Annotated in this window: 26 protein-coding genes and 3 tRNA genes; 11 read left to right on the plus strand and 18 right to left on the minus strand. The window is 74.4% G+C overall.

Annotation, left to right across the window (positions count from 1 at the left end):
- Positions 1-22 precede the first annotated feature (22 nt).
- The 9 genes from ABIB53_RS07815 to ABIB53_RS07855 form a co-directional block, all read right to left on the minus strand.
- A complete protein-coding gene (locus ABIB53_RS07815; RefSeq protein WP_354587756.1) occupies positions 23-1,141 on the minus strand; it encodes a uroporphyrinogen-III synthase in 1,119 nt (372 codons plus the stop codon).
- A complete protein-coding gene (cobA, locus tag ABIB53_RS07820) occupies positions 1,138-1,899 on the minus strand; it encodes a uroporphyrinogen-III C-methyltransferase (RefSeq protein ID WP_354587757.1) in 762 nt (253 codons plus the stop codon). Before cobA ends, ABIB53_RS07815 begins: the two co-directional genes overlap by 4 nt.
- Positions 1,900-1,903: 4 nt before the next feature.
- Positions 1,904-2,290 (minus strand): nitrite reductase small subunit NirD, encoded by a 387-nt coding sequence (nirD, locus tag ABIB53_RS07825; protein WP_191564718.1) that lies wholly within the window; start codon positions 2,288-2,290, stop codon positions 1,904-1,906.
- Positions 2,287-4,857 (minus strand): nitrite reductase large subunit NirB, encoded by a 2,571-nt coding sequence (gene nirB / locus ABIB53_RS07830; RefSeq protein WP_354587758.1) that lies wholly within the window; start codon positions 4,855-4,857, stop codon positions 2,287-2,289. The genes nirD and nirB overlap by 4 nt, the downstream gene beginning before the upstream one ends.
- 67 nt (positions 4,858-4,924) lie before the next feature.
- Positions 4,925-6,385, minus strand: coding sequence for an FAD-dependent oxidoreductase (locus ABIB53_RS07835; protein WP_354587759.1), 1,461 nt, complete (start codon positions 6,383-6,385; stop codon positions 4,925-4,927).
- Positions 6,382-8,568, minus strand: coding sequence for a molybdopterin oxidoreductase family protein (locus ABIB53_RS07840; RefSeq protein WP_354587760.1), 2,187 nt, complete (start codon positions 8,566-8,568; stop codon positions 6,382-6,384). The genes ABIB53_RS07835 and ABIB53_RS07840 overlap by 4 nt, the downstream gene beginning before the upstream one ends.
- A 1-nt stretch (position 8,569) precedes the next feature.
- Positions 8,570-9,949, minus strand: coding sequence for an MFS transporter (locus tag ABIB53_RS07845; RefSeq protein ID WP_354587761.1), 1,380 nt, complete (start codon positions 9,947-9,949; stop codon positions 8,570-8,572).
- 189 nt (positions 9,950-10,138) lie between these two features.
- Positions 10,139-10,711 (minus strand): isochorismatase family protein, encoded by a 573-nt coding sequence (locus ABIB53_RS07850; RefSeq protein ID WP_354587762.1) that lies wholly within the window; start codon positions 10,709-10,711, stop codon positions 10,139-10,141.
- Positions 10,712-10,733: 22 nt separating this feature from the next.
- Entirely contained in the window at positions 10,734-12,059 is a 1,326-nt protein-coding gene (locus tag ABIB53_RS07855; protein ID WP_354587763.1) for a nicotinate phosphoribosyltransferase, read from the minus strand.
- Positions 12,060-12,082: 23 nt separating this feature from the next.
- Between ABIB53_RS07855 and clpS the strand changes: the two genes are divergently transcribed.
- From clpS to rdgB, 6 genes are all read left to right on the plus strand, one after another.
- Positions 12,083-12,373 carry an ATP-dependent Clp protease adapter ClpS gene (clpS, locus tag ABIB53_RS07860; RefSeq protein WP_224767016.1) on the plus strand — a complete coding sequence of 97 codons (291 nt, stop codon included), beginning with the start codon at positions 12,083-12,085 and terminating at the stop codon, positions 12,371-12,373.
- Positions 12,373-13,053 carry a DUF2017 domain-containing protein gene (locus ABIB53_RS07865; RefSeq protein ID WP_354587764.1) on the plus strand — a complete coding sequence of 227 codons (681 nt, stop codon included), beginning with the start codon at positions 12,373-12,375 and terminating at the stop codon, positions 13,051-13,053. Before clpS ends, ABIB53_RS07865 begins: the two co-directional genes overlap by 1 nt.
- A 10-nt stretch (positions 13,054-13,063) precedes the next feature.
- Positions 13,064-13,867: a glutamate racemase gene (murI, locus tag ABIB53_RS07870; RefSeq protein WP_068273673.1), complete on the plus strand. Its 804-nt coding sequence runs from the start codon at positions 13,064-13,066 to the stop codon at positions 13,865-13,867.
- Positions 13,864-14,640 carry an MBL fold metallo-hydrolase gene (locus ABIB53_RS07875; RefSeq protein ID WP_354587766.1) on the plus strand — a complete coding sequence of 259 codons (777 nt, stop codon included), beginning with the start codon at positions 13,864-13,866 and terminating at the stop codon, positions 14,638-14,640. The genes murI and ABIB53_RS07875 overlap by 4 nt, the downstream gene beginning before the upstream one ends.
- 359 nt (positions 14,641-14,999) lie before the next feature.
- Entirely contained in the window at positions 15,000-15,770 is a 771-nt protein-coding gene (rph, locus tag ABIB53_RS07880) for a ribonuclease PH (RefSeq protein ID WP_354587767.1), read from the plus strand.
- A complete protein-coding gene (gene rdgB / locus ABIB53_RS07885; RefSeq protein WP_354587768.1) occupies positions 15,767-16,399 on the plus strand; it encodes an RdgB/HAM1 family non-canonical purine NTP pyrophosphatase in 633 nt (210 codons plus the stop codon). The genes rph and rdgB overlap by 4 nt, the downstream gene beginning before the upstream one ends.
- Positions 16,400-16,408: 9 nt before the next feature.
- On the opposite strand, the gene ABIB53_RS07890 is transcribed toward rdgB, so the two are convergent.
- Positions 16,409-16,490, minus strand: a tRNA-Leu gene (locus ABIB53_RS07890).
- 37 nt (positions 16,491-16,527) lie between these two features.
- Here ABIB53_RS07890 and ABIB53_RS07895 point away from each other — a divergent pair.
- The gene (locus ABIB53_RS07895; RefSeq protein WP_192826132.1) at positions 16,528-16,983 is read left to right on the plus strand and encodes an OsmC family protein; all 456 of its coding nucleotides are present in this window, start codon (positions 16,528-16,530) and stop codon (positions 16,981-16,983) included.
- A gap of 106 nt (positions 16,984-17,089) precedes the next feature.
- Here the strand turns inward: ABIB53_RS07895 and ABIB53_RS07900 are convergent, their stop codons facing one another.
- The 4 genes from ABIB53_RS07900 to ABIB53_RS07915 are packed head-to-tail and all read right to left on the minus strand — an operon-like array spanning position 17,090 to position 19,664.
- On the minus strand, positions 17,090-17,854 hold the full coding sequence (locus ABIB53_RS07900) for an energy-coupling factor ABC transporter ATP-binding protein (protein ID WP_068274313.1): 765 nt from the start codon (positions 17,852-17,854) through the stop codon (positions 17,090-17,092).
- Positions 17,851-18,630: a cobalt ECF transporter T component CbiQ gene (gene cbiQ / locus ABIB53_RS07905; RefSeq protein WP_123091002.1), complete on the minus strand. Its 780-nt coding sequence runs from the start codon at positions 18,628-18,630 to the stop codon at positions 17,851-17,853. Before cbiQ ends, ABIB53_RS07900 begins: the two co-directional genes overlap by 4 nt.
- Positions 18,631-18,966, minus strand: a complete 336-nt coding sequence (locus ABIB53_RS07910; RefSeq protein WP_354587769.1) for a PDGLE domain-containing protein — start codon at positions 18,964-18,966, stop codon at positions 18,631-18,633. It abuts the gene before it with no gap.
- A complete protein-coding gene (locus ABIB53_RS07915) occupies positions 18,963-19,664 on the minus strand; it encodes an energy-coupling factor ABC transporter permease (protein ID WP_123091000.1) in 702 nt (233 codons plus the stop codon). Before ABIB53_RS07915 ends, ABIB53_RS07910 begins: the two co-directional genes overlap by 4 nt.
- Before the next feature lie 88 nt (positions 19,665-19,752).
- Here ABIB53_RS07915 and bcp point away from each other — a divergent pair, with 88 nt between their 5' ends.
- Positions 19,753-20,229, plus strand: a complete 477-nt coding sequence (gene bcp / locus ABIB53_RS07920) for a thioredoxin-dependent thiol peroxidase (RefSeq protein WP_191565075.1) — start codon at positions 19,753-19,755, stop codon at positions 20,227-20,229.
- Between the two features lie 54 nt (positions 20,230-20,283).
- Positions 20,284-20,553, plus strand: coding sequence for a DUF3618 domain-containing protein (locus tag ABIB53_RS07925; RefSeq protein WP_068273690.1), 270 nt, complete (start codon positions 20,284-20,286; stop codon positions 20,551-20,553).
- Between the two features lie 85 nt (positions 20,554-20,638).
- Here the strand turns inward: ABIB53_RS07925 and ABIB53_RS07930 are convergent, their stop codons facing one another.
- The 3 genes from ABIB53_RS07930 to ABIB53_RS07940 all read right to left on the minus strand — a co-directional run bounded on the left by ABIB53_RS07930 (position 20,639) and on the right by ABIB53_RS07940 (position 22,873).
- Positions 20,639-21,799: a GDSL-type esterase/lipase family protein gene (locus tag ABIB53_RS07930; protein ID WP_354587771.1), complete on the minus strand. Its 1,161-nt coding sequence runs from the start codon at positions 21,797-21,799 to the stop codon at positions 20,639-20,641.
- A 76-nt stretch (positions 21,800-21,875) separates the two neighbouring features.
- Positions 21,876-21,951, minus strand: a tRNA-Lys gene (locus ABIB53_RS07935).
- A gap of 67 nt (positions 21,952-22,018) precedes the next feature.
- A complete protein-coding gene (locus tag ABIB53_RS07940; protein ID WP_354587773.1) occupies positions 22,019-22,873 on the minus strand; it encodes a copper resistance CopC family protein in 855 nt (284 codons plus the stop codon).
- A gap of 115 nt (positions 22,874-22,988) precedes the next feature.
- Here ABIB53_RS07940 and ABIB53_RS07945 point away from each other — a divergent pair.
- Positions 22,989-23,064 (plus strand) — tRNA-His (locus ABIB53_RS07945).
- Positions 23,065-23,150: 86 nt separating this feature from the next.
- Here the strand turns inward: ABIB53_RS07945 and orn are convergent.
- Positions 23,151-23,795, minus strand: a complete 645-nt coding sequence (gene orn / locus ABIB53_RS07950) for an oligoribonuclease (RefSeq protein WP_083968574.1) — start codon at positions 23,793-23,795, stop codon at positions 23,151-23,153.
- A gap of 69 nt (positions 23,796-23,864) precedes the next feature.
- On the opposite strand from orn, the gene ABIB53_RS07955 reads away from it, so the two are divergent.
- The gene (locus tag ABIB53_RS07955; protein ID WP_225985960.1) at positions 23,865-25,319 is read left to right on the plus strand and encodes a PrsW family intramembrane metalloprotease; all 1,455 of its coding nucleotides are present in this window, start codon (positions 23,865-23,867) and stop codon (positions 25,317-25,319) included.
- The last annotated feature ends 1 nt before the right edge of the window (position 25,320 follow it).

The following is a 25,320-nucleotide window of genomic DNA, read 5'->3' on the forward strand; positions in this document are numbered from 1 at the left end:
GCTCGGCCGGTCCCGGTCGCGCTCAGACGGGGACGCCGAGCCGGTAGCCCCGCTTGACGACGGTCTGCACGAGGTCGCGCCGGCCGGCGGCCTCGCGCACCCGTGACACGGCGACCTCGGCCGCGTGCGGGTCGGTGGAGTCGCCGGGCAGCACACCGAGCAGCTGCTCGCGGGAGACGACGGCGCCCTGGGCGTCGACGAGGGCGCGCAGCACGGCCAGCCCGCTCGGCGAGAGCGGCAGCACGCGCTCGCCGAGGATGGCCGCCGTGCCGCGCACCTGCAGCTCGCCGGCGACGGTCGTCACGGCCGGGCACCGGGCGCCGGAGTAGTGGGCGAGCACGGCGCGCACGAGCGCGCCGAGGCGACCCCGCTCGGGGACGACGGGCTCGATGCCCGCCTCGCGCAGGGGCGCTGCGGTGACCGGCCCGACGGCCGCGGCGACGAGGCCGCCGCTCGCCGCCCGGGCGACGAGGTCGCCGAGGACCCCTTCGCCCCGGGCCGCGTCGAGCCAGGCCTGCGCCCCCGGGGCAGAGGTGAAGACGACGCAGTCGATCGCCCCGGCGGCGCTGTCGCGCACGGAGGCCGCGACCGCCTCGGGGTCGCGCGGCGGTCCCCAGCGGTAGACGACGAAGGGGGCGACGTCCGCCCCGGCGTCGGCGAGCGCGACGTCGAGCCCGTCCGCGCCCGCCCCGTGGTGCTGGATCGCGACGCGCAGGCCGCTCACCCCTTCGTCGAGGAGCAGACGCAGGATCTCCGCCGAGGTCTCGGACTCGGCGACCCAGTCGGGGGTGAGGCCGGCGGCCATGATCGCGCCCTTGGCCTTCGGGCCGCGGGCGACGACGCGCGTGCCGGCGAGCACCTCGTGCAGCTCGGCGCCCAGACCGCCGGCGTCGGCGGCCTCGAGCCAGCCGCGGAAGCCGACCCCGGTCGTCACGACGAGCACGTCGGGCGGGGCCGCGACGAGGTCACGGGTGGCACGCAGCAGCTGCGCGTCGTCGGTGTGCGGCACGATCGTCAGCGCCGGGGCGTGCCGCACGCTCGCGCCGCGACGCTCCAGCGCGGCGGCGAGGTCGGCCGAGCGGCGGTCCGCGGTGACGAGGACGACGCAGCCGGCGAGGACTGCCGGGAGCGCGGTGCTCACGCGACGGCCTCGACGAGGGCCCGCGCGTCGAGGAAGCCCTCCGCAGCCACCGCCCCGACGACGACCACCGCGGGGGAGCGCACACCGATCTGCGCGGCGACGGCAGCGACCTGCGACAGGGGCGCGCGGGTGACCCGCTCGTCGGGCGTGCTGCCGGACTCGACGACGGCGACGGGGGTGGAGGGCGCGGCACCGGCCGCGAGCAGCGAGGCGGCGTGCTCGGCCAGGCGGGCGACGCCCATGAGGACGACGAGCGTGGCCTCGCCGGTGACGACGGCGCTCGTCGCCGTCGCGGTGAGGGGCTCGTGCCCGTGGGTGACGTGGACGGCGCCGACGACCCCCCGGTGGGTGCTCGGCACCCCGGCGAGCGCGGGGACCGCGAGGGCGCTGGAGATGCCGGGCACCACCTCGACCTCGACGCCCGCGTCGCGGCAGGCGAGGACCTCCTCGCCCCCGCGCCCGAGGACGAAGGGGTCGCCGCCCTTGAGCCGCACCACCACCTGACCGCGCCGGGCCCGCTCGACGATGAGCTCGTCGATCCGCTCCTGGCTCATCGCGTGCTGGCCCGGGGCCTTGCCGACGTCGATGATCTCGACCCGCAGCGGCAGGTCGTCGAGCACGGAGGTCGGGCCGAGCCGGTCGGCGACGACGACATCGGCGCTGCGCAGGTGGCGCAGGGCGCGCACGGTCAGCAGGTCGGGGTCGCCCGGTCCGCCGCCGACGAGGACGACGCGGCCCGGCGTGTGTCGAGGTGCCATGACCTCATGCTCCGACGGACGACGGCTCCGGCGATGACGTCGGTGTTGCGCCGGTGTTTCGGCCGCTCCCGACGAGGACCCGACCCGCCTCGACCCGCACCGGCCAGGTCGGCAGCACCCGCTCCTCCCCGCCGACGGTGTCGAGGCAGGCCCCGGTGCGCAGGTCGAAGACCTGCTTGTACATCGGCGACACGAGGCACGGCCGGTCGCCGCGCGTGCCGACGATGCCGCGAGCCATGACGTGGGCACCGCTGTACGGGTCGCGCTGGTCGACGGCGAAGACCTCGCCGCCGGCCGTGCGCACGACGGCGACCTGCTCGCCGTCGACGAGGGCGAGCACCGCCTCGTCGAGACCGATGGTCTCGACGTCGCACACCGTCGTCCAGCTCATGAGCGCACCTCCAGGGTCGTGCCGGCGACGAGCACCGGGCCGGATCGTTCGGCCGGCGTCGCCGGCCGGGCCTGGCCGCGCTCGGCGACGTAGGCGAGGGTGTCGTCGTGCGCGTCGGGCGCGTTGATGAAGGTCGTGAAGCGCGCCAGGGTCTGCGGGTCCTCCAGCGCCGCCGCCCACTCGTCGACGTAGGTGTCGACGTGCTGGGCCATCGCGGCGTCGAGGTCGGCGGCGATGCCCAGCGAGTCCTCGAGGACGACCGCCCGGATCGCGTCGAGACCCCCTTCGTGGTCCTCCTGCCAGGCCGCGGTGCGCTGGAGGCGGTCTGCCGTGCGCACGTAGTACATGAGGTAGCGGTCGATCGCGCGGACGAGCTCGTCGGTGGGGAGGTCCTCGGCGAGCAGCTGGGCGTGGCGCGGGGTGAAGCCGCCGTTGCCGCCGACGTAGAGGTTCCAGCCGTGGTCGGTGGCGATGACGCCGACGTCCTTGCCGCGCGCCTCGGCGCACTCCCGGGCGCAGCCGGAGACCCCGAGCTTGATCTTGTGCGGGCTGCGCAGGCCCCGGTAGCGCTCCTCGAGGGCGATGGCCAGGCCGACCGAGTCCTGCACCCCGTAGCGGCACCACGTCGAGCCGACGCAGGACTTCACCGTGCGCAGCGACTTGCCGTAGGCGTGTCCGGACTCGAAGCCCGCGTCGACGAGCCGGCGCCAGATGTCGGGCAGCTGGTCGAGCCGGGCCCCGAAGAGGTCGATCCGCTGGCCGCCGGTGATCTTCGTGTAGAGCCCGAAGTCGCGGGCGATCTCGCCGATGACGATGAGCCCCTCCGGGGTGATCTCGCCGCCGGGGATGCGCGGGACGACGGAGTAGGAGCCGTCCTTCTGCATGTTCGCGAGGTAGCGGTCGTTGGTGTCCTGCAGGCCGGCACGCCCCTGCGTCAGCGGGTGCTCGTTCCACAGGGACGCGAGCACCGAGGCGACGACCGGCTTGCAGATGTCGCAGCCCTGCCCGCGCCCGTGCCGCTCGACGACCTCGGTGAAGGAGCGCAGCCGCCCGACCCGCACGACGTCGAAGAGCTGGGCGCGCGAGAGGTCGATGTGCTCGCACAGCGCGTCGCTCACCTCGACGCCGGAGCGCTCGAGCTCGGTCGTCATGAGGCGCTTGACGAGCGGCAGGCAGGACCCGCAGCTCGTGCCCGCACGGGTGCACGCCTTGACGGCCGGCAGGTCGGTGCACGCGTGCTCGGTGACCGACCCGCGCACGGTGCCGGCGCTGACGTTGTTGCACGAGCACACCGTGGCGTCGTCGGGCAGCTCGGCCGAGGGAGCAGCGCCCGCGCCCTCGGGCAAGAGGTAGGAGACGGGGTCGCCGGGCAGCTCGCGGCCGAGCATCGGGCGCAGCCCGGCGTAGGCGGAGGCGTCACCGACGAGGATGCCGCCGCGCAGGGTGCGGGCGTCGTCGGACAGGACGAGCTTCTTGTACACCCCGGCGACCGGGTCGGAGACGACGACGTCGAGGCTGCCGGGCTCGGTGCCGAAGGCGTCGCCGAAGCTCGCGACGTCGACACCGAGCAGCTTGAGCTTCGTCGCCGTGTCGGCGCCCGGGAAGGTCGCGGCTCCGCCGAGGAGGCGGTCGGCGGTGACCTCGGCCATCGCGTAGCCGGGGGCGACGATGCCCCACACCCGGCCCTCGATGCACGCGACCTCGCCGATCGCCGAGATCGCCGGGTCGGAGGTGCGGCACGCGTCGTCGACGACGACGCCGCCGCGCTCGCCGGTCTCGAGCCCGCACGCGCGGGCCAGCTCGTCGCGGGGCCTGACCCCCGTCGCGAGGACGACGACGTCAACGGGCAGGGCGGGCCCGTCGGCGAAGTGCATCCGGTGCACCCGTCCGCGCTCGCCGCTGATCCGCGACGTGGCCGTGCCGGTGCGCACGTCGACGCCGAGCCCGGTGATGAGGCGCCGCAGGGCCTCGCCACCGCCGTCGTCGACCTGGATCGGCATGAGCCGTGGTGCGAACTCGACGACGTGGCTGGCGACCTCGAGCGCCTGCAGGGCGCCGGCCGCCTCGAGCCCGAGCAGGCCGCCGCCGACGACCGCACCGCGCAGCGGCCGGTTGTGGCGCTCGCGCAGCGCCTCGACCCACTGCCGCAGCGCGGCGACGTCGTCGATGGTGCGGTAGACGAAGCAGCCCTGGAGGTCGGTGCCGGGCACCGGGGGCACCGCTGCCGAGGAGCCGGTCGCGAGGACGAGCTCGTCGAAGGGGAGGACCCTGCCGTCGCTGCACGTCACCTCGCGCATCTCGCGGTCGACCCGGGTGGCGGCCACGCCACGCCGGATCGTCACGAGCGGGTCGTCCCAGATCTCCGCGCCGCCGAGGGAGAGGTCGTCGGGGTCGCGTCCGGAGAAGTACGACGTCAGCGCGACGCGGTCGTACGGCGCACGGGGCTCCTCGCACAGGAGGGTGATCGCCCAGCGGCCGTCGGTGTCGCGCTCGCGCAGGGCGTCGACGAGCCGGCGGGCGACCATGCCGCCGCCGACGACGACGAGCTGCTTCGGGTGGTGGGTCATGGCAGGAGCCTCTCGGTCGGACGTGTCGTCGGGTGTCGGTCGCGGTTTCGCCGTCGTCACGGTGTGCTCACGCGGGGGCGTCGGCGGGTGTGAGGGCGGCGAGGAGGGCGCAGACGTCGGCGCGGCAGGAGCCGCACCCGGTGCTGGCGCGGGTGCGGGCGGCGACCTCGGCGACGTCGTGAGCGCCGTCGGCGACGGCGGCGCGGATCGCCCCCTTCGTCACGCTCGAGCAGCGGCAGACCACGCGGTCGTCGGGCATCTCGGTGACGGGCACGCGGGCGACGGGCTCGCCGGCGAGGGCGGTGAGGAGGAGCCGCGCGGGGTCGGTGGGCAGCGGGGTCCGGCGTGTGTACGCGACGACGAGGTCGGCGGCGACGTCCGGGCTGCCGATGCACGTGGCGCCGACGAGACGGTCGCCGACGACGCTCACCTCGACGTGCCGCCCGGCGGCGGGGTCGCTGAGCGCGAGCGTGCGCGCGTCGGCGCCGCCGCTCACCCCCATCGTCACGACGTCGACGCCGTGGGCCTTGACCCGGACGACGTCGTCCCCGGCGGGGGTGGGAGCCGGGGCCGGGGGTCTCGTCCCGCTCGTGAGGAGCTCGGCGAGCCGCGCCGACTGCGCCCAGCCCTGGGCGACGAGGCCGGTGCCGCCCTCGGGCGGCTCGGCGCAGTCGCCGACGGCGAAGACCCGGGGGTCGGCCGTGCGGCTGTGCTCGTCGACGAGCACGCCGCGCCCGACGGCGAGCCCGGCGCCGCGGGCCAGGTCGGTGTCGGGGACCGTGCCCGCCGTGACGACGAGCAGGTCGGCGGGGACGGCCTCGCCGTCGGAGAGGCGCACTCCCTCGACGGCGCGCCGGCCGTCGGCGCCCGCCGTCGTGACGACCTCCGTCGCACCCCGGCCGAGCCGGTGCCCGACGCCGAGGTCGTGCAGGGAGCGGGCGAGCACGTCGGCGGCCTGGCTGCCGAGCTGGCGGTCCATGAGACCGGCGCCGGGGTGCACGACGACGACCTCGAGACCGCGGCGCCGCAGACCGGTCGCGACCTCGAGCCCGAGGACCCCACCGCCGAGGACGACGGCGTGACGGGCCGTGCGGCTCGCGGCGACGACGGCGGTCGCGTCGCCGAGGGTGCGCAGCGGGTGGACGCCGGCCGGCAGCGTGCCGCCCTCGCCGCCCCGCAGACCGGGCAGGTCGGGCACGCGGGCCCTCGCGCCGGTGGCGAGGACGAGGAAGTCGTAGCGCAGCCGGCGGCCGTCGGACGTCGTCACGGACCGGTCCGCCCGGTCGACCGAGGCGACCGCGACCCCTTCGTGCACCGCGAGGCGGTCGTGCGGCAGCGGCGGCAGGCCGATCTCGCTCGCCGCGTACCGCCCGGCGACGACGTCGGAGAGCAGGACACGGTTGTAGGGCGTCGTCGCCTCGGCGCCGAGGACCGTGACGTCGAGCCGGCCGGCGGAGTCGGCGGCGAGCAGGTCGTCGGCGACCCGCGCCCCGACCATGCCGGCGCCGACGACGAGCACACGGGTCATCGCACGGCCCCCGCGAGGTCGGCCGTGCCGGGGGCGTCGGCGGCCGGGGTGAGCGAGACCGTGCACACCTTGAGCTCGGGCATCGAGGAGACGGGGTCGACGACGGGCGAGGTGATCTCGTTGACGCCGCCCGGCCCGGCCCAGTGGAAGGCCATGAAGACCGTGTCCGGTCGGGTCCCGGCGTCGACCCGCACCCGGGCGGTGACCCGCCCGCGCAGGCCGTCGAGGTGGACGAGGTCGCCGTCGGCGACGCCGGTGCGCTCGGCGAGGAGGGGGTGGACCTCGACGAAGGGGTCACCGGCCGCCTCCACGAGCTCGGGCACCCGACGGGTCTGCGCGCCGGACTGGTAGTGCGCGAGCACCCGACCGGTGACGAGGTAGACCGGGGTGGTCGGGCCGAGGTCGTCGGAGGGCCCGCGGTGGCGGACCGGCACGAGGCGGGCCCGCCCGTCGGGGGTGGGGAAGCGGTCGAGGAAGAGACGCGGGGTGCCCGGGTGGTCGGGGGTGCCGTCCGGCGTCGCGGGGCACGGCCAGTGCAGCGCGGTGCCGCCGTCGTCCGCACCGCTCGCCTCGGCCGCGTCGAGCCGGGCGTGGCTGAGACCGGAGTAGTCGGCGACGCCCCCGGCGGAGGCGCGGGCCAGCTCGTCGAAGACCTCGGCGGGGTCGCTCGACCACGTGCCGGGCGCCCCGAGCCGGCGGGCCAGCTCGGCCCACACCCACAGCTCGGAGCGCACGCCGGCCGGTGGGAGCACCGCGGCCCGGCGTCGCAGGACCCGGCCCTCGAGGCTCGTCATGGTGCCCTCCTCCTCGGCCCACTGGGTCACCGGCAGGACGACGTCGGCGAGCAGCGCGGTCTCGGACGGCACGAGGTCGCACACGACGAGCAGGTCGAGCGCGGCGAGGCGCTCGTGGACGCCGGAGCTGCCGGGCACGCTGACGGCGGGGTTCGAGCCGTGGACGAGCAGGGCGCGCGGTCCGCCCGGTCGCCCGAGGGCGTCGAGGAGCGCGACGGCGGGGATGCCGGGACCGGGCAGCTCGTCGGGGTCGACGCCCCACACCTGGGCGACGTGCGCCCGGGCGGCCGGGTCGGTGATGGAGCGGTACCCGGGCAGCTGGTCGCACTTCTGGCCGTGCTCGCGACCGCCCTGGCCGTTGCCCTGACCGGTGATCGCGCCGTAGCCGCTGCCGACCCGGCCGACGAGACCGAGGAGGAGCGCGAGCGCGATCGCCGCGCTCACCGTGTCGGTGCCCTGGCGGGACTGCTCGACGCCTCGCCCGGTGAGCACGTAGGCGCCCGCGCCGCCGCGGTGTGGAGAGGCCGCGGCGAGCAGGTGGGCGGTGCGCCGCAGCGTGCGCGCCGGCACCCCGCAGACCTGCTCGGCGCGCTCGGGCCACCACGGGGCGACCGCCGAGCGCAGCGCGTCGAGCCCGCTCGTGCGCTCGGTGACGTACCGCTCGTCGAGGAGCCGGTCGGCGAGGACGACGTGGGCCAGCGCCAGCAGGACGACGAGGTCGGTGCCCGGCAGGGGCTGCAGGTGGATGCCCGCGCCGTCGTCGGCGAGCGCGGCGGTCGCGCTGTGCCGCGGGTCGGCGACGACGAGGCCACCCCGCCGGCGCACCCCGGTGAGGTGGGCCACCGCGGGGGGCGAGGTCTCGGCGAGGTTGGAGCCGAGGAGCAGGACCGCGTCGGCGCCGGCGAGGTCGGCGAGGGGGAAGGGCAGGCCGCGGTCGAGGCCGAGGCTGCGGTTCGTGGCCGCGGCCGCCGAGCTCATGCAGAAGCGGCCGTTGTAGTCGACCATCGCCGTGCCGAGGGCGACCCGGGCGAGCTTGCCCAGGACGTACGCCTTCTCGTTCGTCAGCCCTCCGCCGCCGAAGACGGCGACGCTGTCGGCGCCGTGCTCGCGGCGCAGGTCCGCCAGCCGGTCGGCGACGAGGTCCAGCGCGTCGTCCCACGACGCCGGTGCCAGCACGCCGTCGGCGCCGCGCACGAGCGGCTCGACGAGACGGTCGGGGGCCCGCAGCAGCGCCGGCGAGGTCCACCCCTTCTGGCACATCCCTCCCTTCGACGTCGGGAAGGCACGCCCGGCGGGCTCGACGACGCCGTCCGCGCCGACGGTGAGCCGCTGCGCGCACTGCAGCGCGCAGTAGGGGCAATGCGTGTCAGTGGCTCGGGTGTCGGTCATGTCAGACGGTGTGCTCGGCGAGGGCGCTGCCGCGGCGGGCGTAGCGCACCCAGGTGAGCAGGCCCATGAGCACGTAGGCGGCGACGAAGACCCATAGCGCGGGCACGAGCGAGCCGAGCTCGGTGCGCGCCAGGCGCAGGCCCTGCGGGATGAGGAAGCCGCCGTACGCCCCGACCGCCCCGGCGATGCCGATGCAGGCGGCGGCGGCGCGACGGGCCCGGGGCAGGTCGGCGGCCGAGACCCCGGCGCGGAAGACGGCGGGGATCATCCGGTAGGTGGCGCCGTTGCCGATGCCCGAGCCGGCGAACATCACGACGAAGCTCGCGACGAAGAGGACGAAGGAGTGCTGGGCGAGCGCGAGGACCGCCCCGACCGCCCCGGCGGCCATGACGGCGAAGGCGGCGATCGTCACCCGGGCGCCGCCGAGCCGGTCGGCGACGGACCCGCCGAGCGGTCGGGTGAGCGCACCGACGACCGCGCCGACGAAGGCGATGTAGGGCGACTGCTCGGGGAACTGGCTGACGAGCAGCGTGGGGAAGGCGGCGGAGTAGCCGACGAAGGAGCCGAAGGTGCCGATGTAGAGCACGGAGATGACCCAGGTGTCGCGCCGGCGGCACGCGTCGCGGTAGGAGCCGAGGTCGGAGCGGGCCTCGCGCAGGTTGTCCATGCCGCGCCAGGCGAGGACGGCGGCGAGGAGCACGAGCGGCACCATGACGAGCCCCGCGTACTCGAGGTGGATGCCGGCGCCGACGGCGACGACGGCGGGGATGACCATCTGGACGATGCCGGTGCCGAGGTTGCCGCCTGCGGCGTTGATGCCGAGCGCCCGGCCCTTCGCGGCCTCGGGGAAGAAGAAGGAGATGTTCGTCATCGACGAGGCGAAGTTGCCGCCGCCGAGCCCGGCGAGCGCGGCGCACGCGAGGAGCACCCCGAAGCCCTGCTGGGTGCTCACCGACCAGGCGAGCGCGAGGGTCGGCAGGAGGAGCAGGAGCGCCGAGACGACGGTCCAGTTGCGCCCGCCGACCTTCGTCACCGCGAAGGAGTAGGGCACGCGCAGGGTCGCGCCGACGAGCGCGGGGAGCGAGACGAGCCAGAACTGCTCGCCGAGCGTCACCGGGATGCCGGCCGCCGGCAGCTGGGGCACGACGACGCTCCACAGCGCCCAGACGCAGAAGCCGAGGAACTCGGCGTAGACCGAGAGCCCGAGGTTGCGCCGGGCCAGCCGTCGGCCGCCGTGCTCCCAGGCGACCGGGTCCTCCGGGTCCCAGTGCTTGACCCACCGGCCCGGTCCGACGACGGGGCCGGTCGGGGCGGGCGAGGTCTGCGGCGGCGCGAGCGCCTCGTCGGGAGCGGCGCTCCCGGGCAGTGCGGTGGTGGACATGCTGGCCTCGACTTCTCGTGCGAAGGGGGGCCCACCTGACCTCGTCGTCGTGCGGGCTGTCCTCGCCGAGACTGCCGAGCCGGTGTTACCGGCCGACGCGTGCCGCGGTGAAAGGGGCGTAACGCTGCGTGCACACCGGCGGGCGCGCCGGTGTGAGAAGTCGCGCCGCGGGGGCGCGCGGGGGCGCGGTCAGGCGCGGGCGACGCCCGCGGCGGCCATCTCGGCGAGCGCCCGCTGCGTGCTCTCCGGGGCGACGCCGGCGCACAGGTCCTCGAGCAGGCGGACCTGCAGACCGGCGCCCACGGCGTCGAGGACCGTGGCGTGCACGCAGTAGTCGGTCGCGATGCCGCACACGTCGACGGCGTCGACGTCGCGATCGCGCAGCCACGCCGCCAGACCGGTGCCGTCCTCGCTCGTGCCCTCGAAACCGCTGTACGCGGCCTCGTGGCGGCCCTTGCGGAAGACGGCGTCGACGTGGGGGAGCGCGGGCGCGAGGGCGGGGTGGAAGTCGGCGCCGGCCGTGCCGACCTCGCAGTGCACGGGCCAGCTGTCGACGTAGTCCGGCTCGGTGCCCGGCGTGGCCCAGTGCGAGCCCGGGTCGACGTGCCAGTCGGCCGTCGCGACGACGGCGGCGTACTCGCCCTTCGTGCTCAGGACCCGCTCGGCGGCCCGGCGGGCCACCTCGGCGCCCCCGGTCACGGCGAGGGATCCCCCTTCGCAGAAGTCGTTCTGGATGTCGACGAGCACGAGCGCACGGGCCATGCGACCGACGCTACCGCCCGGCTCAGGGGGTCTCGGTGACGAAGACCGTCTCGACCGCGGGGCGGCCGGCGCTCAGCTGGTGGGCGGATCGGGGCAGCTCGGCCATCGAGGCCTCGTGGCGCTCGCGGGCCGCGACGACGGTGCACCTCTCGCGGCCGATGACGACGCCGTCGCGCACGAGGGGGACGAGCAGCTCGCGGTCGCCGACCCCTTCGCCGTCGTCCTCGGGGAGCTCGTCGACGCCGATGAGCTCGGCGGAGGCGATGCCATGGGCGTCGAGGCGGCGCAGGGCGTACTTGCGCCCGCCGACGGACTGCTTGTCCTTGCTCTTCTTGACGACGCCGATCATCTCGCCGCTCTCGTCCTCGCGGGCGACGAGCTTGTAGACCATCGACGCCGTCGGGTGGCCCGAGCCGGTGACGACCCGGGTGCCGACGCCGTAGCCGTCGACCGGTGCTGCGGCCAGCGCCGCGATCGCGTACTCGTCGAGGTCGGAGGTCACGGTGATCCGGGTGCTCGTCGCGCCCAAGGAGTCGAGCTGGTCGCGGACCTCCTGGGCCTGCACGACGAGGTCACCGGAGTCCAGGCGCACGCCCCCGAGCCCGGTGCCGGCGACCTCGACGGCCGTGCGCACCCCCTCGGTGATGTCGTAGGTGTCGACGAGCAGGGTGGTGCTGGCACCGAGGGCGTCGACCTGGGCCCGGAAGGCGGCGCGCTCGTCGTCGTGCAAGAGGGTGAAGGCGTGCGCGGAGGTGCCCACCGTCGGCACGCCGTGGCGCCGGCCGGCCTCGAGGTTGGAGGTCGAGGCGAAGCCGGCGATGTAGGCGGCCCGCGCGGCGGCGACGGCGGCCTCCTCGTGCGTGCGCCGCGAGCCCATCTCGATGCACGGGCGGGTGCCGGCGGCGCCGGTCATCCGCGAGGCCGCGGAGGCGATCGCGCTGTCGTGGTTGAGGATCGAGAGGATGACCGTCTCGAGGATGACCCCGTGGGCGAAGTCGGCCTCGACGACGAGGATCGGCGAGTACGGGAAGTACGCGTCGCCCTCGGCGTAGCCCCACACGTCGCCGTCGAAGCGGTAGCCGGCGAGGAAGTCGAGCGTCGCCTCGTCGACGACGCCGCGCGAGCGCAGGTCGGCGATCTCGGCCTCGTCGAAGCGGAAGGACTCGATGGCGTCGAGGAGACGGCCGGTGCCCGCGACGACGCCGTAGCGCCGACCGTCGGGCAGGCGGCGGGCGAAGACCTCGAAGACGCAGCGACGGCTCGCCGCGCCGCTGCGCAGCGCCGCCTGGAGCATCGTCAGCTCGTAGTGGTCGGTGAGCAGGCCGGTGCTGGGGTCGGTCGTCGTCACGGCGTCACTCTATGGTTGTGCGGGTGAGTGCAGCGCCGGTGGACCAGCAGGTGCACGAGCCCGATCTCGTCGTCGACCCCGACGTCCCGTGGATCACGCTCGTGTGGAACGACCCGGTGAACCTCATGTCGTACGTGACCTGGGTCTTCCAGACGCACTTCGGCTACACCGAGCAGCACGCGACGAAGCTCATGATGGACGTGCACACGAAGGGCCGCGCCGTCGTCTCCACCGGGCCGAAGGAGCAGATGGAGCTCGACACCGAGGCGATGCAGGGCTACGGCCTGTGGGCCACCTACCAGAAGGACGACTGATGGCCCGCGCCTTCCAGCGCCGTGGTGAGGACGTCGTCGCCTGGCTCGACGCCGACGAGCGCGAGGTCCTCGCCCAGCTCGCCGAGCAGGTCCTCGACGTCGTCTCGCCGCAGGACGACGGCCCGGTGACGGCGGGCGAAGGGGAGGTCGACCCCTTCGACGCGATCGTCGCGGGCCTGGGGACCTTGAGCACCGACACGGGCACCCCCGACCCCGAGCGCTCGGCGGGCCTGGACGAGGAGCGCGACCCCGCGCTCGACCGGCTCTTCCCCGCGGGTCACCGCGGTGACCCCGAGGAGGCCCGCGAGTTCCGCCGGCTCACCGAGGGCGGGCTGCGCCAGCGCAAGGCGGGCAACCTGCGCACCCTCGCGCAGGCGGTCCTGCGGCCCTCGGCCGACCCGGGCGACCCCGAGGCGGTCGTGCTCGACCGGGGCGAGGCCGTCGCCGTGCTCGTCGCGCTCACCGACATCCGGCTTGTCATGGGCGAGCGGCTCGGCCTGCGCACCGACGACGACGCCGACCGGCTCGAGCGGGTCGTCGCCGATCTCGACGACGAGGACCCGGCGGCCTTCGCGCTCATGCTCTACGACTTCCTCACCTGGCTGCAGGAGTCGCTCGGCCGCACGCTGCCGGCCGGGCCGCCGCGCGGGGGCGCCGGGCGCACCGGGGGTGCTGCGTAGGGTGAGCGCCGTGGACGCGCCGATCGGGATCTTCGACTCCGGGTACGGCGGCCTCACCGTGCTGCGGGCGGTCCTCGACCAGCTGCCGCAGGAGGCGACGACCTACTTCGGCGACACTGCCCGGGCGCCGTACGGCCCGCGGCCGATCGCGCAGACCCGCCAGTACGCGCTCGAGTGCCTCGACCGGCTCGTCGAGCACGGGGTCAAGGTGCTCGTCATCGCGTGCAACACCGCCTCCGCCGCCGTCCTGCATGACGCCCGTGAGCGCTACGACGTGCCGGTCGTCGAGGTGATCCGCCCGGCGGTGCGCCGCGCGGTGCTCGCGACGCGGACCGACCGGGTCGGGGTGATCTCGACCGTCGGCACGCACCAGTCCGGGGCGTACGTCGACGCCTTCACGGCGGCGCCGCACCTGCGGGTGCTCTCGCAGCCGTGCCCCCGCTTCGTCGAGTTCGTCGAGTCGGGGACGACTGGTGGGCAGGAGCTCATCGCCGTCGCCCGCGAGTACCTCGAGCCGCTGCGGGCCGCGGAGGTCGACACGCTCGTGCTCGGCTGCACGCACTACCCCTTGCTCACCGGTGTCATCTCCTACGTCATGGGCGACGGGGTGACGCTCGTCTCGTCGGCCGAGGAGACGGCCAAGGACGTCTACCGTGTGCTTGCCGATAGGGACCTGCTGCGACCCGACGACGCCCCGCCGCCGGGGCACGGCTTCACCACGACCGGTGACGCCGAGGAGTTCCGGCGACTGGCCCGTCGCTTCCTCGGGCCCGAGGTCGGCAGCGTCTTCGGCAACATGAGAGGTGTCGCGTGAGGCTCACGGTCGTCGGGTGCTCCGGGTCCTTCGCGGGCCCGGCCTCGCCCGCGTCGTGCTACCTGCTGAGCGCCGACGACGGGCAGCGGACGTGGCGGGTCGCGCTCGACCTCGGCAACGGCGCGCTCGGTGCGCTGCAGCGCCACGTCGACCCCGCCTCGCTCGACGCGCTGCTGCTCACCCACTTGCACCCCGACCACTGCATGGACGTCACCGGTCTGTACGTCACCCGGCGCTACCGCCCGCAGGGGCCGCTGCCGACCCGCCTGCCCGTGTACGGCCCCGCCGGCACGGCCGACCGCCTCGCCGCGGCGTACGAGGGCATCGACGACGTCGGGATGACGCGCGAGCTCGACTTCCGGCGGCTCTCCGACACGATCCCCGTGCACATCGGCCCCTTCGTCATCACCCCGTACCGCGTCAACCACCCGGTCGAGGCGTACGGCTTCCGCGTCGAGAGCGGTGGGCGGGTGCTCGCGTACACGGGCGACACCGACGCGTGCCCGGCGCTGTCGCGGCTCATGCGCGACGCCGACCTCGTGCTCGCCGACTCCGCCTTCGTCGACGGGCGCGACCAGATCCCCGACGTCCACCTCTCGGGGTCCCGAGCCGCGCAGGCCGCGGTCGACGCCGGGGGAGTGGGGCGCCTCGTGCTCACCCACATCCCCGCGTGGAACGACCCCGAGGTCTGCCGCGCCCAGGCCGCCGCGGTGTGGTGCGGCGAGGGCCGCGAGGTCGAGCTCGCCGAGCCCGACGCGACCTACGAGGTCTGAGCCCCCCTTCGGGCGGGTCCAGGGGACGAGCCGCACCGGCCCGCCTCGAGTCGCACGAGCACGAGCACGAGCACGAGCCCAGGCACGTCGAGTCACCCCCGCTCGGCACGTCACACCAACCCCTCGTTTATCGGGTCACCCGAGAATCTTGTGACGCATGTGACGCCGCGTCGGTGCGGGCGGTGCTCAGCAAGACTTACCCCTGCTCAGCATGAGTCTCTTACCCATGCTGACCCGGGGTTTATCGGGTGACCCGAGAAACTTGTGGTTCGTGGGGCGTCGCTCAGGGGGCGAAGGGGGCGGTGGGGCTGCCCACGGCGGGTCACGTCCAGCCTCACGGGACCCTTAGCCTGGACGGCATGACCGACGCCACCTCCGCAGCACCTGCGCGCCACGACGGCCGCGCCCCCGGCGACCTCCGCGAGGTCCGCATCACCCGCAACTGGCTCGACCACGCCGAGGGCTCGGTGCTCGTCGAGTTCGGGCGCACCCGCGTGCTCGTCGCCGCGAGCTTCACCGAAGGGGTGCCGCGCTGGCTCAAGGGCCGCGGCACCGGCTGGGTCACCGCCGAGTACGAGATGCTGCCCCGCTCGACGAACACGCGCAGCGACCGCGAGTCGCGCCGCGGCAAGGTCGGCGGCCGCACCCACGAGATCAGCCGGCTCATCGGGCGCAGCCTGCGCGCCGTCATCGACACCTCGGCGCTCGGCGAGAACACCGTCGTCGTCGACTGCGACGTGCTCCAGGCCGACGGCGGTACCCGCACCGCGGCGATCACCGGCGCGTATGTCGCCCTCGCCGACGCGGTGGCCGACGCCCGCGCCCGCGGTCTTATCCCCGCCTCCGCCCAGCCGCTCACCGGCTCGCTCGCCGCTGTCTCGGTGGGCGTCGTCGACGGCCGCGCCGTGTGCGACCTCGACTACCCCGAGGACTCGACCGCGCAGACCGACATGAACGTCGTCATGACCGGTACCGGCGACTTCGTCGAGGTGCAGGGCACGGCCGAGGGCGCCCCCTTCGACCGCGCGCTCCTCGACCAGCTGCTCGACCTCGGCGCGGCCGGCTGCGCCCAGCTCACCGTCCTGCAGCAGCAGGCCCTCGAGACCCCGGCGCGCGAGCGCGTGCGATGAGGGTCGTCCTCGCCACGCACAACGAGCACAAGGTCGAGGAGCTGCAGCAGATCCTCTCCGGCCCGCTCGGCGACCTCGGTCTCGAGGTCGTCTCGATGGCCGCCTACCCCGAGGTCGGCGAGGTGCCCGAGACCGAGGTGACCTTCGTCGGCAACGCCACGCTCAAGGCGCGCGCGGTGGCTGCCGCGACCGGTCTGCCGGCTCTCGCCGACGACTCCGGCCTCAGCGTCGACGTGCTCGGCGGCTCTCCGGGGGTCTTCTCCGCGCGCTGGTCCGGTCTGCACGGCGGCGAGGACCTGCGCCGCGCCGAGCGCGACCGCCGCAACCTCCAGCTGCTCCTCGACCAGCTCGCCGACGTGCCCGACGAGCACCGCCGGGCGGCCTTCCGCTGCGCCGCGGTCCTCGCCCTGCCCGGTGCCGAGGACGTCGTGTCGACCGAGGGCCGGGTCGAGGGCGTCGTCGTGCGGGAGCCCGTGGGGGAGAACGGCTTCGGGTACGACCCGGTCTTCGTGCCCGACGGCGGGACCCGCACGCTCGCCGAGCACTCCGACGAGGAGAAGAACGCGATCAGCCACCGCGGCGCGGCCTTCCGCGCGATGGTGCCGCTGCTGCGCGAGCACCTCGCCTGATCTCACCGGTGCCGAAGGCGGGACTTGAACCCGCACACCCGAGGGCACGAGAACCTAAATCTCGCGTGTCTGCCAGTTCCACCACTTCGGCGCGACGCCCGTCGTGGGCGCGGTGGGAGTCTATGGGGGTGACGACCCACGACTACACCGCGACCCTCGTCTGGGAGGGATCCACGGCGCTCGGCTACGAGCACTACGACCGCGGCCACGCCGCCGGGGTCGGCGGTGAGCAGCTCGAGCTGAGCGCCGACCCCTCCTTCGGCGGTGACCCGGCGCGGCTCAACCCCGAGCAGCTGCTGCTCGCGGCGGCGAGCAGCTGCCAGCTGCTGTCCTTCCTCGCCGTCGCCGCGCGGGCGCGGCTCGACGTCGTCGGCTACCGCGACGCGGCGCAGGCCGTCATGGACGAGGCCGACCCACCCCTTCGCGTCGGGCGGATCACCCTTCGCCCCGAGGTGACGGTGCGCGGCGACGTGCCCGACTCCCGCATCCACCACCTGCTCGAGGTGGCCCACCGCGAGTGCTTCGTCGCCCGCTCGCTGACGAGCGAGGTCGTCATCGAGGCGACCGTCGTCCGTGCCACCTAGACCGCCCGCTACGACGCAGTACTGGTCGTGATCACGACCAGTACTGCGTGGTAGCGGGGGCCGCGGCGTGGCCGTCGGGCAGGGGCGAAGGGGGGCGAAGGGGGAGTCAGCCGGCCCGACGGGTGCGGGCAGGGACCGACGAGGGGTCGAAGCCGTAGGGCAGCTCGAGACGGTGACGCGTCATCAGCGCGTCGTCGCCGAGCACCTGCGCCGTCGCGCCGTCCGCGACGACCTGGCCCGCGGCGAGGACGACGGATCGCTCGCACAGCTGCAGGGCGTACGGGAGGTCGTGGGTGACCATGAGCACGGTGACGTCGAGCGCGTCGACGATCTCGGCGAGCTCGCGCCGCGACGCCGGGTCGAGGTTGCTGCTCGGCTCGTCGAGCACGAGGATCTCCGGCTCCATCGCGAGCACCGTCGCCACCGCGACGCGCCGGCGCTGCCCGAAGGAGAGGTGGTGGGGCGCGCGGTCGGCGTGGTCGCCCATGTCGACCGCCTCGAGCGCCGCGTGCACCCGGGCGTCGAGCGCGTCGCCGCGCAGGCCGAGGTTGCGCGGGCCGAAGGCGACGTCCTGGCGCACCGTCGGCATGAAGAGCTGGTCGTCGGGGTCCTGGAAGACGACGCCGACGCGGCGACGGACCTCGAGCATGTGCTCGCCGTCGACGGGCAGCCCGGAGACGCGCACGCTGCCCGCCTCGGGCACGAGGATGCCGTTGAGGTGGAGCACGAGGGTCGTCTTGCCGGCGCCGTTCGGGCCGAGGAGGGCCACCCGCTCGCCGGCGTGGACGTGCAGGTCGACGCCGCGCAACGCGTGGTGGCCGTCGGGATAGGCGTGGTGCACCCCGCTGAGGTCGAGCACCGGCGCGCTCATCGCACGCCCCCGCCGGTGAGCGCCCACGCGGTCGTCGCGACGACGACGGCCGCGGCGGGCACGACGAGTGCTGCGGACCAGGTCGTCGCCCGCACGGCGACGCCGTCGTCGAGGTCGACCCGGCCCTGGAAGCCCCGCGAGAGCATCGCGAGGTGCACGCGCTCGCCGCGCTCGTAGCTGCGCACGAAGAGCGCGCCCGCCGTCGAGCCGAGGACGGGCCAGGACCGCAGCCCGCCGGTGCGGAAGCCGCGGCTCTCGCGGGCGACGCGCATCCGGCGCATCTCGCCGCTCACGACGTCGAGGTAGCGGATCATGAAGGACAGGACGAGCACGAGCTGGCGCGGGACGCGCAACCGGGCCAGCCCGCTCACGAGGTCGCCGGCCTCGGTCGTCGCGGCGAGCAGGACCGCGGCGAGGGCGCCGAGCGACCCCTTCGCGAAGAGCCCCCACCCGGCCCACAGGCCGGCCTGCGAGAGCTCGAGGGGGCCGACCGGCACCGTCGGACCCGTGGCGATGAAGGGCATCGTCACGGCGAGCAGCACGAAGGGGATCTCGACGACGAGCCGTCGGGCGAGGTAGCGCGGAGGGACCGTCGAGACGACGGCGACGCCGACGAGCAGCGCGAGGTGGACCGCGAAGGCCCAGACCGCCTCGCGCGGCGTGCCGACGACGGCGAGCACGAAGCCGAGGGTGGCGACGACCTTGACGTGCGCGGGGGCGCGGTGCAGGAGGGAGTGGCCGTGGAAGTGCAGGGTGTGGCCGTGGGGGCCGCCCACCTACTCCTCCCGCCGGCGGCGCAGCAGGAGCAGCAGCCCGCCCATGAGGACCGCGGTGAGCCCGACGCCGACGACGCCGGCGAGCGCGCCGCCGAGCCGTCCCTCGACGCCGCGGGTCTCGTACTCGGCCATGGGGGAGTCGGCGGTCGGGCTCTCCTGCGCGGTGTCGCCGAAGCCGACCTGGCTCGCGACGTGCTCGAGGCCGTCGGGGTGCGAGGAGGCCCAGCCGGAGACGACCCCGGCGAGCAGGAGCGAGACGAGGAGGCCGACGACGACGAGGGTGCGGGTCGAGACCCGGCGACTGGTGCCCTGGGTCTGCACGGCGGGACGGGTCATCGGGTGGCCTCCGGGGTCGTCGGGGCGAGGCGCTGCTCGCGCTGCCGCGCGAGCGCGGGCACGGCGCCGCGCACGAGGTCGGGCCGCGTGGCGAGCACGGCGGAGACGACGAGCGCGGTGATGACCGCCTCGCCGATGCCGATGACGGCGTGCCAGGTCACCATGAGCCCGACCATCGTGGAGAGGTCGACCGGAGCCTGACCGCCGACGGCGAAGAGCAGGGTGAAGACGAGGGCGGTCGCCGGCACGGAGACGGCCGCGGCGACGGCGGCCGCGGGGGTGACCATGGCCAGGCGGCGGGGGAGGACCGAGCGCACGGCGACGAAGACCGTCCAGCCGATCCACACGCCGGCGACGGCCATGAGCAGGACGTTGGTGCCGAGCGCGGTGATGCCGCCGTCGGCGAAGACGAGCGCCTGCACGACGAGGACGACCGTCACGGCGAGCGTCGCCACCCAGGGCCCCACGAGCACGGCGGCGAGGGCGCCGCCGAGGAGGTGCCCGCTCACCCCGACGCCGACGGGGAAGTTGAGCATCTGCGCGGCGAAGACGAAGACCGCGACGAGCCCGGCGAGCGGGGCGGCGCGGTCGTCGAGCTCGCGCCGGGACCGGGCGAGCGAGAGGGCGATCGCGCCGGCCGCGACCGCTGCGGTCCCGACCGAGGTCGGGATGTCGAGGAAGCCGTCGGGGACGTGCACAGGGTCGCTCCGTCGCGTTGGGTACGTTGGCAGGTGGACCTCGAGATCTTATTGCAGTTCTGTTGCACCTAGCGAAGGGAGACGGCCGATGGCCGCACGACTCAGCCCCGGGGACACCGCCCCCGACTTCACCCTCACCGACGACCGCGGCAAGCAGGTCACGCTGTCCGACCTGCGCGGTCGCAAGGTCATCGTCTACTTCTACCCGGCCGCGATGACGCCGGGCTGCACGACGCAGGCCTGCGACTTCACCGATCGCATCGACGTCCTTCAGGACCAGGGCTACACGGTCCTCGGCATCTCGCCGGACAGCCCGGACAAGCTCGCGACCTTCCGTGAGAAGGAGCACCTGCGGATCACGCTGCTCTCCGACCCCGACCGCGAGGTGATGACCCGGTACGGCGCCTACGGCGAGAAGAAGCTGTACGGCAAGACCGTCACCGGGGTCATCCGCTCGACCGTCGTCGTCGACGAGCAGGGCGAGGTGACGCACGCGATGTACAACGTCAAGGCGACCGGTCACGTCGCGAAGATCCAGCGTGACCTCGGGCTCCAGACCGCCTGACGCAGCCCCCATACTTGACCGCAAGTCACCGCGAGAAGGACGGACGAGCCTGACATGAGCAACACCACCCCGAGCCAGACGGCCCTGGAGAACGACATCTCGGCGCTGCGCGACCGCCTCGCCCGCTCGATCGACGAGCTGGCCGACCGCGCCGCCCCGAAGAACGTCGTGGCCCGCCAGAAGGAGTCGGCGAAGGCGTCGTTCTACAACGCCACCCGAACCCCCGACGGGCAGCTGCGCACCGACCGCGTCGCGATCGCCGCCGCCCTCGTCGTCGGCGTCGTCGCGCTGAAGATCATCTCGAGCCGCCGCAACCGCTGGTAGGCGCGCTCACCCCTTCGCCCACCAGCGCGAAGGGGGAGCACGAGGGGCCCCGGTCAGCCGACCGGGGCCCTTCGTCGTGCTCGGATCAGCGACCGCCCGCGAAGGGGCCGTCCTCGCCGAAGACCCGCTCGGCGAAGCGGGTGGCGATGACCTCGTGGGTCCGCGTGTCGGGGTGGAGGGCGTCGGGGAGCGGGTGCTCGGCCTCGTCCTGCTCCCCGTAGAGCGAGAGCCCGTCGAGGAGGTGCAGGTGGGGGTCGCCCCGGCGGGTGACGACCTCGGCGAGGGCCTCGCGCACGCGGCGCAGGGTGAGCCGGCCGAGCTCGTCGCCGCCGACCGGACCGGTGGCGACGAAGCCCACCTCACCACGCTGCAGCCGCTCGACGTCGAAGGCACCCGGGCCGGACGTGTCCTCGTGGATCGCGCAGTGGATCGGGGTGACGAGCACGAGCGGCGTCGTGGGGTGGCCGTCGCGGATCGTGTCGAGGAAGCCGTGCACGGCGGGCACGAAGGAGCGCAGCCGCATGACGTCGCCGTTCACGACGTTGATGCCGAGCGCGACGCTGAGGAGGTCGGCCGGGGTGTCCCGCATGACGCGGGCCATGAAGGGGTCGACGAGGGCGCTGCCGCCCAGGCCGAGGTTGCGCAGCTCGACCCCGGCGCCGCGGGCGACGAGCGAGGGCCAGGTCCGCGCGGGGGAGGTCGCGTTCGACCCCTGGCTGATCGAGCTGCCGTGGTGCAGCCAGCGCGGCCCGACGGGCTCGGCCGGGGCGACCGGGGCGTCGGCGCGCAGCTCGACGAGGTCGACGACCTCGTTGTGGGGGAGCCAGAGCTCGACGCGCTTCTCCCCGGCCGGCAGACCCTCGAAGCGCGACACGTGCGCCTCGCCCGCGCTCGTCTGCGTGCTGCGCGTCGCGAGGTCGACGAGCACGGTGTCGCCGCCGGTGAGCTCGTCCGAGGCGACGAGAGCGCCGTCGACGACGAGGTCGACCTGACCGCGCGGGCGCGGCAGCCCGCGGTAGGCGGTCCGCGTCGGGTGGGTGACGAGCTCGACGACGCCGGCGGTCGTCGTCATCGCCACCCGGACCCCGCTCGGCTGCGCCTGCATCGAGAGCAGCTGCGGGTCGGGGAAGCGCGTCGTGACGTCCTCGGGCAGGCGGTGCGGGCGCAGCCCGCGAGACGTCGTCTCGAGGTGGTCGTGACCGCGGACCAGGCCGGGGGCGAAGGGGACGGCGGTGACGGTGCTCATCGGGTGGGCTCCTCGGGGCGGGACGCGTCGGGCGGGACGACGAAAGGGCCCCGGTCGTCGACCGGGGCCCTTCGGGTGGTGCGCCATCAGGGACTCGAACCCCGAACCCGCTGATTAAGAGTCAGCTGCTCTGCCAATTGAGCTAATGGCGCGCGAGAAGAGACAGTAGCACCGGTGCAGCGGAGGGTGAAATCGGCTGCGGGCCCTGCCTCCTCGCGGTCAGCGCAGGTCGTCGTCGCGGAAGTCGTACTCGTCGTCCTGGCGCTCGCTGCGACCTCGCAGGTAGGCCACGAGGGCGCCGAGGAGGGCCAGTCCGCCGAGGGCGACGAGCAGCCAGACCCACCACGGGGTGCCGTCCTGGGCGCCGTCCGCGGTGCTCTCGACGGGCTCGTCGGTCGACGGGCTCGAGCTCGTCGTGCTCGGCTCGGTCGTCGTCTCGCTCGGGGTGGTCGTCGAGCTGCTGCTCGGGGTGTCGGACGTGCTCGACGTCGAGCTGGTGGAGGACGAGCTGGAGGTCGTCGTCGAGGTCGAGGAGGGCTCGCTCGTCGAGCTGCTCGACGGCTGGCTCGTCGAGGAGGCGGAGGGCTCGCTCGTCGAGGACGTGGAGGACGTCGAGGGCGTCGAGGTCGTGGGGGTCTTCGAGGTCGAGCTGCCGGAGGGCTCCGGGTCCTCGCCGCCCGAGGACTTGTAGGTGAAGGTGTACGACCCCGACACGGGGTGGCCGTCGGCGCTCGTCACCCGGTAGGACACCGTGTAGGTGCCCTCGTCCATCCGGGGGTCGAGCGACTGGTAGACGGTCGGGCCCTCGACCGTGGGCTTGCCCGTGCTCGCGGTCGTGCTGCCGGACTTCACCGTCACCGAGGTGAACTGGGGGTCGATCGCCTCGTTGAAGGTCAGCGCGACCTCCGGGGGCACCGCCGTGAGCGTCGAGCCCGAGGTCGGGCTCGAGCGGACCAGCGCCGCGTGGGCCGAGGCGGGCAGCGCGCCGGCGAGGGCGAGCACCGCGGCGACGCAGGCGACGAGGGAGGCGCGCAGGGCGCTGGTGGGCGAGATGACGGCGCGAGCTGAGGTCACGTGTCCATCCTGCCCGAGGCCCCTGACAGGCGCCTGCGAGGGGGTGGTCGGAGCACCCCTGACGAGCAGGTAGGATCGTCGCCGTCGTGCTGGGCGCTCCGTCCAGCAGGTCGTGGTGGGTGTAGCTCAGCTGGTAGAGCACCGCGTTGTGGTCGCGGGGGTCGCGGGTTCAAGCCCCGTCACTCACCCCAATGACGAAGGGGACCCGGTCGAGCCGACCGGGTCCCCTTCGTGCGTCTCGTGCAGACCCCGTCCCTGTGCCGGCGGGGCCGACCGATCAGGCCTGCGGCGAGCCGACCTGGTGCCGGGCGGCGATGCCGCGAAGGGTCTCGCTGTCCAGCCCGGGCGGGGGCACGAAGACGGCCTCGCGGTAGTAGCGCAGCTCGGCGATCGACTCGGTGATGTCGGCGAGAGCGCGGTGGCCGCCCTGCTTCTCGGGGGAGGCGAAGTAGGCGCGGGGGTACCAGCGGCGGGCGAGCTCCTTGATCGAGGAGACGTCGATGATCCGGTAGTGGAGGTGCCCGTCGAGCTCGGGCATGTCGCGGGCGAGGAAGCCGCGGTCGGTCGCGACGGTGTTGCCGCCGAGCGGGGCCTTGCGGGCCTCGGGCGCGTGCTCGCGGACGTAGGCGAGGACCTGCTCCTGGGCGTCCTGCAGGGTCGTGCCCTCGGCGAGCTGGTCGAGCAGGCCCGAGCTCGTGTGCATCTCGCGCACGAAGTCGCCCATCTGGGCCAGGGCCGCCTCCGGCGGGCGGACCACGACGTCGACACCCTCGCCGAGCACCGTGAGCTCGTAGTCGGTGACGAGCGCCGCCACCTCGACGAGCGCGTCGTGCTCGAGAGACAGCCCGGTCATCTCGCAGTCGATCCAGACGATGCGGTCGTTCGTCGACCGGGCGGACGGGGCGGGCGTATCAGAGGTCACGCGACGACTCTAGCCACTGGGGTCGGCGCGGCCCGGGGCGCCGTCGGCGGGCTCGACTACCCTTCGCGCATGAGTTGGCCGCAGCAGCCCCCGTCGGGCGGGCACCCCCAGCCCCCCACCGGGCAGCCCCCGGCCCCCGGCGCCCCCGCCCGCAGCGGACCGCCCGCGCCCTCCGGCCCGCCCGCTCCGAGCGGCCCGCCCGCCCGCAGCGGTCCCCCCGCGCCGGTGTCGTCGCGCCCGGGCCCGCCCGCGCCCCAGCACGGCCAGCACGACTGGGTCGAGCCGTACTCCGAGCCCCAGGAGCACTGGAGCAAGCCGCTCAAGGAGGCGTGGGGCTACGAGCAGCGCGGCCACCAGCAGCCCGTGCAGCAGCACTACGACCCGCAGTACGTCACCGCGCAGGCCCAGCACAACCCGACTGTGCGCCCGGGCGTGCGCCGCTGGGTCATCGGCGGGCTGATCGCGACCGCCTTCTCGGTCATCGCGCTGATGTTCGCCGCGTACTTCTCGCTGAGCTTCGGGGTCATCGCGACCCTGCTCGGCCTGCTCTTCGCGATCATCCCGCTCGGCATCGTCATCCCGATCTTCTTGTGGCTCGACCGCTTCGAGGCCGAGCCGTGGCGCTACCTGCTCGTCGCCTTCCTCTGGGGGGCGCTCGCCGCCACGCTGCCCTCCATCGTCCTCAACACGGCGGCCACCGTCGTCGTCGCGTCCTCCCTCGACGCGACCTCGGCCAACACGGTCGGCGCCGTCGTCGTCGCACCCCTCGTCGAGGAGACCTTCAAGGGGCTCTTCCTCGTCGTCATGCTGCTCTTCCGGCGCAACCAGCTCAACGGCCTGGCCGACGGCGTGACCTACGCCGGGCTGTGCGCGGCCGGCTTCGCCTTCACCGAGAACATCCTCTACCTCGCCCGTGGTTACTCGGAGATGGGCGGCGAGGCCTTCGCGACGATCTTCGTGCTGCGCGGGGTCATGTCCCCCTTCTGCCACCCGATGTTCACGGCGATGACCGGCATCGGCGTCGGCCTGGCCGCGTCGACCCGCAGCACGGCCGTCAAGGTCGTCGCCCCCTTCGTCGGCTGGTGCGCCGCGGTGCTCCTCCACGCCGGGTGGAACCTCTCGGCGAGCAACGGGCTCATCGGCTTCGTCCTCGGCTACGGCGTCGGCTTCCTGCTGCTCATCGCCTTCATCATCTTCATCGTGTGGGCGCGCGGCCGTGAGGGCCGGATCATCGGTCACTTCCTCCAGCCCTACGTGCAGACCGGCTGGCTCGCCCCCGGCGAGGTGACGATGCTGTCCTCGATGCGTCAGCGGCGCGAGGCGCGCACGTGGGCCAAGCTCAACGGCGGTCCGCAGAGCCTGAGCTCGATGCGCGCCTTCCAGGACACCGCCTCCGAGCTGGCGCTGCTGCGCGCCCGGATGCACAACCACCGGGTCGACGACGCGTCGATCTCGAAGGAGCGCGTGCTCCTTGACTCGATGACGGCCCGCCGTCGCGAGTTCGCCGGGATGTCGATCCGCTGAT

This window comes from Janibacter sp. UYMM211, assembly GCF_040547045.1.
GTDB lineage: Bacteria > Actinomycetota > Actinomycetes > Actinomycetales > Dermatophilaceae > Marihabitans > Marihabitans melonis.

Excerpts from the sequence above, each read along its gene's own strand:
- cobA (WP_354587757.1), bottom strand. The coding sequence starts at position 1,899 with ATGGCACCTCGACACACGCCGGGCCGCGTCGTCCTCGTCGGCGGCGGA.
- nirD (WP_191564718.1), bottom strand. The coding sequence starts at position 2,290 with ATGAGCTGGACGACGGTGTGCGACGTCGAGACCATCGGTCTCGACGAG.
- nirB (WP_354587758.1), bottom strand. The coding sequence starts at position 4,857 with ATGACCCACCACCCGAAGCAGCTCGTCGTCGTCGGCGGCGGCATGGTC.
- ABIB53_RS07835 (WP_354587759.1), bottom strand. The coding sequence starts at position 6,385 with ATGACCCGTGTGCTCGTCGTCGGCGCCGGCATGGTCGGGGCGCGGGTC.
- ABIB53_RS07840 (WP_354587760.1), bottom strand. The coding sequence starts at position 8,568 with ATGACCGACACCCGAGCCACTGACACGCATTGCCCCTACTGCGCGCTG.
- ABIB53_RS07845 (WP_354587761.1), bottom strand. The coding sequence starts at position 9,949 with ATGTCCACCACCGCACTGCCCGGGAGCGCCGCTCCCGACGAGGCGCTC.
- ABIB53_RS07850 (WP_354587762.1), bottom strand. The coding sequence starts at position 10,711 with ATGGCCCGTGCGCTCGTGCTCGTCGACATCCAGAACGACTTCTGCGAA.
- ABIB53_RS07865 (WP_354587764.1), top strand. The coding sequence starts at position 12,373 with ATGGCCCGCGCCTTCCAGCGCCGTGGTGAGGACGTCGTCGCCTGGCTC.
- rph (WP_354587767.1), top strand. The coding sequence starts at position 15,000 with ATGACCGACGCCACCTCCGCAGCACCTGCGCGCCACGACGGCCGCGCC.
- rdgB (WP_354587768.1), top strand. The coding sequence starts at position 15,767 with ATGAGGGTCGTCCTCGCCACGCACAACGAGCACAAGGTCGAGGAGCTG.
- ABIB53_RS07900 (WP_068274313.1), bottom strand. The coding sequence starts at position 17,854 with ATGAGCGCGCCGGTGCTCGACCTCAGCGGGGTGCACCACGCCTATCCC.
- ABIB53_RS07910 (WP_354587769.1), bottom strand. The coding sequence starts at position 18,966 with ATGACCCGTCCCGCCGTGCAGACCCAGGGCACCAGTCGCCGGGTCTCG.
- bcp (WP_191565075.1), top strand. The coding sequence starts at position 19,753 with ATGGCCGCACGACTCAGCCCCGGGGACACCGCCCCCGACTTCACCCTC.
- ABIB53_RS07925 (WP_068273690.1), top strand. The coding sequence starts at position 20,284 with ATGAGCAACACCACCCCGAGCCAGACGGCCCTGGAGAACGACATCTCG.
- ABIB53_RS07930 (WP_354587771.1), bottom strand. The coding sequence starts at position 21,799 with ATGAGCACCGTCACCGCCGTCCCCTTCGCCCCCGGCCTGGTCCGCGGT.
- ABIB53_RS07955 (WP_225985960.1), top strand. The coding sequence starts at position 23,865 with ATGAGTTGGCCGCAGCAGCCCCCGTCGGGCGGGCACCCCCAGCCCCCC.